At 69.8% G+C, this 6377-nt stretch carries 5 protein-coding genes and 1 pseudogene; 3 read left to right on the top strand and 3 right to left on the bottom strand.

The window, feature by feature from the left end; translation table 11 throughout:
• On the bottom strand, positions 1–297 hold a 297-nt coding region (locus AB0C29_RS28085), incomplete at its 3' end, for a TSUP family transporter (protein ID WP_360826049.1).
• 132 nt (positions 298–429) lie between these two features.
• Here AB0C29_RS28085 and AB0C29_RS28080 point away from each other — a divergent pair.
• Positions 430–3036: an MGH1-like glycoside hydrolase domain-containing protein gene (locus AB0C29_RS28080; RefSeq protein WP_360826046.1), complete on the top strand. Its 2607-nt coding sequence runs from the start codon at positions 430–432 to the stop codon at positions 3034–3036.
• A gap of 63 nt (positions 3037–3099) precedes the next feature.
• Here AB0C29_RS28080 and AB0C29_RS28075 read toward each other — a convergent pair whose 3' ends face one another.
• Positions 3100–3369: a hypothetical protein gene (locus tag AB0C29_RS28075; RefSeq protein ID WP_360826043.1), complete on the bottom strand. Its 270-nt coding sequence runs from the start codon at positions 3367–3369 to the stop codon at positions 3100–3102.
• Between the two features lie 381 nt (positions 3370–3750).
• On the opposite strand from AB0C29_RS28075, the gene AB0C29_RS28070 reads away from it, so the two are divergent.
• Positions 3751–4869, top strand: coding sequence for a helix-turn-helix domain-containing protein (locus AB0C29_RS28070; RefSeq protein ID WP_360826040.1), 1119 nt, complete (start codon positions 3751–3753; stop codon positions 4867–4869).
• Between the two features lie 76 nt (positions 4870–4945).
• A complete protein-coding gene (locus AB0C29_RS28065; protein WP_360826037.1) occupies positions 4946–6049 on the top strand; it encodes a hypothetical protein in 1104 nt (367 codons plus the stop codon).
• On the opposite strand, the pseudogene AB0C29_RS28060 reads toward AB0C29_RS28065, so the two are convergent.
• Positions 5970–6377 (bottom strand): annotated as a pseudogene (locus tag AB0C29_RS28060) (hypothetical protein); the annotation flags it as partial. The gene AB0C29_RS28065 and the pseudogene AB0C29_RS28060 overlap by 80 nt on opposite strands.

Below are 6377 nucleotides of genomic sequence, written 5' to 3'. Positions count from 1 at the left end.
GGGCACCGCGAAGACCCGCAGCACCGCCCCGGCCGCCACGCCGGGCAGCGTGCCGAGCAGCAGCAGCCTGGTCAGCGGGCTGGCCAGGCTGCCCCGGCGGCGGTAACGCAGCAGCGCTCCCGGTCCGGACACGACGTTGAACAGCAGGTTCGTCGGTGTCACGGCCGGGTTGGGCACGTCCAGCACGCTGAGCTGCACCGGCAGCAGGAACACCGCGCCGGAGACGCCGACCGGAGTTGTCACGATCGAGATGAGCAGTCCCGCGGTCACGGCGATGACGGCGTCGGCCCAGGTCATCGGCACAGTGTGCCCGGCGATTGTTAAGCCGGGTCCGGCCGTTGACGATCTTCGGCGGTGGCCTCCGTTAGTGTTCGTAACACCTGCCAGTAACAATGCAGCGAGGTCCGGACGAAGGGGGTGGGCGGCGGCGTGGCGGAGCGCGAGCGCTTGGCGCAGGCGGACTCCGGCGAGCGGCCCTGGCGTGCGTGGGGGCCCTATCTCGCCGAACGGGCGTGGGGCACGGTCCGGGAGGACTACAGCGAGCACGGCACCGCCTGGGACTACTTCCCGCACGACCACGCGCGCTCCCGGGCGTACCGGTGGAACGACGACGGCATGGCCGGAGTCTGCGACGACCGGCAGACATTCTGTTTCGCCCTGGCCCTGTGGAACGGCGCCGACCCGATCCTCAAGGAGCGGATGTTCGGCCTCGGCGGCGACGGCGGCAACCACGGCGAGGACGCCAAGGAGTACTGGTGGTACCAGGACTCCACGCCGACCCACTCGTGGATGCGCTGGCGCTATCACTACCCCCAGGCCCCCTTCCCGTACGACGAACTGGTCCGCGTCAACGGCCACCGTTCCCGGGAGGAGCCGGAGTACGAGCTGATCGACACCGGCGTCTTCGACGACGACCGGTTCTGGATCGTGACGGTCGACTACGCCAAGGCCGACGTGAACGACATGTGCATCGTCGTGACCGTGTCCAACCGCGGCCCGGACGACGCGACGCTGCACGTGCTGCCGTCGCTGTGGTTCCGCAACACCTGGTCGTGGGGGCTGCCCAACCGGCCGGTCCCGGTCATCACCGGCAGCCCCGGGCGCCTCGACGGTGAGCACCGCACGCTCGGGCACATCACCCTGGACGGCGAGGACGCGCCGCCCGCGCTGATGTGCGACAACGAGACCAACGCGCAGCGGCTCTGGGGCCTGCCCGGCACGAGCATGTACCCCAAGGACGGCATCAACGACCACCTCATCGCCGGCGCCCCGACGGTCAACCCGGCGGGCGTGGGCACCAAGGGCGCGCTGCACTACGAGCTGACGCTGGGCCCGGGGGAGACCCGCGAGATCCGGCTGCGGCTCACCCGCAGCGACGACGCACCCGGCCGGCCCGACCTCGGTGACGGTTTCGCCGCCGTGGTCCGGGACCGGCTGGCCGAGGCCGACGCTTATTTTGCCGAGCTGATCCCGGCCGCGGCCTCGGCCGAGGAGGCCGCCGTCGCCCGCCAGGGCATCGCCGGGCTGATGTGGGGCAAGCAGTTCTACCACTTCGACGTCAAGCAGTGGCTGCACGGCGATCCCGGCTCGGCGCCACCGCCGCCCGGCCGCCGCTACGGGCGCAACAACGCCTGGTGGCACATGAACAGCTTCGACGTCATCTCCATGCCCGACCCCTGGGAGTACCCCTGGTACGCGGCCTGGGACCTGGCCTTCCACTGTGTCTCGATCGCCCGGGTCGATCCGGGCTTCGCCAAGTCGCAGCTGCTGCTGTTGCTGCGCGAGTGGTACATGCACCCCAACGGCCAGATCCCCGCGTACGAGTGGGCGTTCGGTGACGTCAACCCGCCGGTGCACGCCTGGGCCGCGCTGAACGTCTTCGAGATCGACGGCGGGCGCGACTTCGACTTCCTGGCCCGGGTCATGCACAAGCTGCTGCTCAACTTCACCTGGTGGGTCAACCGCAAGGACGTCGGCGGCAACAACGTCTTCGAGGGCGGCTTCCTCGGACTGGACAACGTCGGCCCGTTCGACCGGTCCGCGGCGCTGCCGGTGGCGGGCGTGCTGGAGCAGTCCGACGGCACCGGCTGGATGGCCATGTACGCGCTCAATCTGCTCGACATGTCGATCCGGCTGGCGCTGCACGACCGCACCTACGAGGACATGGCCACCAAGTTCTTCGAGCACTTCGCGTACATCGCCGAGGCGGCGTACCGGCAGGGGCTGTGGGACGACGAGGACTGCTTCTTCTACGACGTGCTGCGCCTGCCCGACGGGCACCGAATGCCGCTCAAGGCCCGGTCCATCGTCGGGCTGCTGCCGCTGGCCGCGACCACCCGGCTGTCCGCCGGCACCCTCAACCGGCTGCCCGAGCTGGCCGCGCGGCTGCGCTGGCTGCTGGCCGGAAAGGCCGAGTACGCCGACGTGATCAGCGCGCGCCGGCTGTCGGCCGACGGCCGCCAGCAGCGGCTGCTGTCCATGGTGGGCCAGGACCAGCTGCTGCGGATCCTGGCCCGGATGCTCGACCCGGAGGAGTTCCTTTCCCCGTACGGGCTCAGAACGCTCTCCCGCGCCCACCTGGAGAAGCCGTTCACGGTGCACCTGGGCGGCTCGGAGTTCACCGTCGGGTACGAGCCGGCCGAGAGCACCAGCGGCCTGTTCGGCGGCAACTCCAACTGGCGCGGCCCGGTCTGGATGCCGGTCAACTACCTCCTCATCGAGGCGCTGCGGGAGTTCGCGGCGTTCTTCGGCGACGACCTGATGGTGGAGTACCCGACCGGCTCGCAGACCAAGATGCCGCTGAGCGCGGTCGCCGACGACCTGTCCCGGCGGTTGGTGTCGCTGTTCGTCCCGGACTCGTGGGGCCGGCGCCCGATCTACGGCGCGTCCGAGGTCTTCCAGAACCATCCGGACTGGAAGGACCTGATCGCCTTCCCCGAGTACTTCCACGGCGACAACGGCGCCGGCCTGGGCGCCTGGCACCAGACCGGCTGGACGGCGCTGGTCGTGGACCTCATCCTCACCTTGCACCGCTGAGCCCGGCGGACACATCGCTCCGCCCCGGCGGCAGCACCGCCCGGGCGGAGGATGTCTCTCGGATCAGAGAGCGGAGATCACGGCCGGGTAGATCCTCCAGGCGACCGTCGAGAGTGCCACCACCGTCGTCGCCACCACGAAGGAGGCTGCCAGTCGCCGCAGCGGCATCCGGCTGGCGAGGATGTGCTGCACCAGGTGGACCGCCGCCAGGCACAGGGACATACCCAGCACCAGCAGAACTCCGCGGAGGGCCAGCACCGCCTGGGCGGCCGGCTCGTGATCTGTGCTGGCCAGGGGCTGGGTCAGGAGGCTGAGGAGCGGTAAGTTGGTCATTGCAGGTCTCTTCTCGTCTTCACCACGGACGTCAGGCTTTGCATCTGAGTCGCCTCCGGGTCGCATCCGGGGGCGATTCGCGTTTCCGGGTCCAGATCGGACGGATCGAGTGGGGCGCGGTGGTGAGCGCGCGAGCGGAGTGCGTCTTCGTCGGTGGGGCTCTGGCGCCATCACTGATCCCCCTGCACTTCACTTCAGGGAACTTCGATGAAGTTATGGTAGGCGCACTTCAGGAGCCGAACAACGCTGATATCTCGATTCAGTCACGTTCACGCGCGTTCTTGAGCGCCATCTGGCTGCCTCGGCTAACGTTCTGGCCTTCCAGGCGCGTTCGTCCTAAACTTCGTCGCACTTACTTGAAGTTCAGTGAAGGAAAATGACATGCAGCCGGCAGCGTCGCCCGATGCCCGTCTCGCCCGGCGCCTGCGTGCGCTGCGGGAGCGGCACTGGCCCGGTGTCAAGGTCACCCAGCAGCAGGTCGCCGAGGCGCTGGGCGGCGGCACCGCGCTGAGCCTGTCGCTGATCTCGTCCTGGGAATCGACCCGCAGGCCGGTGCTGCCCCCGGCCAACCGCCTCGCGGGATACGCCACTTTCTTCGCCAGCCGGCGCAGTGTGGCGTCCGACCCGGCGCGATTGCTGAGCGAGCGTGAGCTCAGCGACGAGGAACGGGCCGAGCGCAACGAGCTGTACACCGAGCTGCTGAGCCTGCGCTTCCCGGAGGAGCCGCAGCTCGTCGACGAGTCGCCGGCCTCGCCGGCCCGGCGCCGCCCGCTGTCCGCCCCGGTCGACACGATCGGCGGCGGCACCTGGTTCTTCCCGGACCAGCGACCGGTCGTCATCGTGCCCGGCAGCCTGCCGAAGCGGATCCGCGACCGGATGCCGTTCACCGACACCCACGACCCCGACTACGTACGGTCGTACATCCTGGCCGACCTGGACGCGTTGCTGGAGTTGCACGGCCACATCCGGGCGGTGAACCCGGCTGTCGACGTCCGCGTCCGCCGGTCCGAGGAGATGGACGAGGACGACTTCACCAAACACCTGGTCCTGATCGGCGGGGTCGACTGGAACCCGGTCAACCGGGACATCACCCGCCGCCTCGACCTGCCGGTCCGGCAGCAGATGCGGCCGAACGACGAGGACTCCGGATACTTCTCGACCGTGGACGGCGCGACCTTCGAGCCGGTCCTGGACGAGAGCGACGGGAGCCTGGTCGAGGACGTGGCGCACTTCTATCGAGGGAAAAATCCTTATAACGCGCTCCGCACCGTGACACTATGTAACGGCATGTACGGACGCGGAACGTATGGCGCCGTCCGCTCGTTGACCGACGCGAAGTTCCGCGACCGGAACGAGGAGTACGTCCGCAAGGCCTTCCCCGACTCGTCCGAGTTCAGCATTCTGATGCGAGTCCGGATCAACCCGAACGGAGACGTGGTGACCCCGGACTGGACGCTGGCCGAGAACCGTCTGCACGAGCGGCCGACGATCGATGAGTGACGCGCGCCGCCGGGTCCACCACGCGAGCCATCGGAGCCTGATCCAGCCATCGGCCCCGGGCGGCCGCCGTGCACCCGTGGACGCCATCATCGTCCCGAGCGCCCGGTCCGCCGGCATGCTCAGCGAAGCCGGGCGCCTCGCCGCCGAGCTGGGCTGCACGCTGCTCGTGCTGTCGAGCAAACACTCGGAGGCGGAGAAGGTCTTCCGGTATCTCACCGGCCGCGGGGTGGACGAGGTCATCGCCGTCGACTTCCCAGCAGCGGGGGTGCCCCGGTTGCCGGAACTGGAGACCTCGACGGTTCTGGGCCGGTCCCGGCTGCAGCGGCGGACGGACACGAGCGCGAAGCGGAATCTGGGACTGGTGCTCGCGCGGGTGCTCGGCTGGGGAAACGTGGTCTTCCTGGACGATGACATCACTGTGCCGGAGGCCGCCGACCTGGAGCGGGCCGCCGGCGCGCTGCCCGGCCGTGACGGCGTCGGTCTGCACATCGGCGGGTTCCCCGACAACTCGGTGGTGTGCCACGCCAACCGGGTGACCGGGGCCCCGCAGAGCACGTTCATCGGTGGCGGGGCCCTGGTCGTCCCGGCCGACCGGATGGACTCGTTCTTCCCCGAGATCTACAACGAGGACTGGTTCTTCCTGCTCGGTGACACGATGCTGCGCCCGGTCGGCCAGGTCGGTACGGCGCTGCAGAAGCCGTACGACCCGTTCGCGAACCCCGATCGCGCCCGCCGGGAGGAGTTCGGCGATGTCCTGGCCGAGGGGTTGTTCGCGCTGTTCGACGACGGGCTGAGGATCGGCGACGCCGGTCCCGGTTACTGGACGGAGTACCTCACCACGCGGCTGGAGCTCATCATGACCATCCAGGAACGCCTCGACCCGAGTGAGACCCAGGGCAAGCAGATCCTCGAGTCGTTGACCGCCGCGCGGGGCCGCTTGCAGTTCATCCGGGCGGATCAGTGCACCGAGTACATCGCCGCTTGGCAACGGGACCGGGTGCGGTGGCGCGGCTTCATGAACGGGATGCGGCCGATCCGGCGCCTGCCGGCCGGGATGACGCCGGTCGACGTCGCGCTGACCCGGTTCGGCCTGCAGCAGATCACCCGGCGGACCGGGGCGCCGCGCCCGCCAGCACCGATGCCAGCAGGCTCACCGCGAGAGCCAGTGGCAGTAGCGTGACCAGCGCCGACCCCAGGCCGGCGCCGTGGGCCAGCCAGCCGATCGCCAGCGGCCCGAAGATGCTCGCGCTGTAGCCGACTGCCGTCATGTGGGCGACGGTGGCGGCGGTTCCCACGTCGCCCGCCGCGGTCAGGGCCGCGGGGAAGACCCAGCAGATCCCCACTCCCCATCCGACCGCGCCCACGTAGCCCCAGGGCGTCGGGGCACTGAGCACCACGATGCCGATGCTCACGCCGGCCAGCACGGCCCCGGTCCGGACGACGCCGGTGGCGCCCACGTGCCGGTGGGGGCGTTCGGCCGCCAGCCGTCCCGCTGCCATCGCGGTCAC

Origin of the sequence: Actinoplanes sp. NPDC048791 (genome assembly GCF_040650095.1) — a bacterium.
GTDB lineage: Bacteria > Actinomycetota > Actinomycetes > Mycobacteriales > Micromonosporaceae > Actinoplanes.
This window is presented reverse-complemented; position numbering and strand designations above follow the sequence as displayed.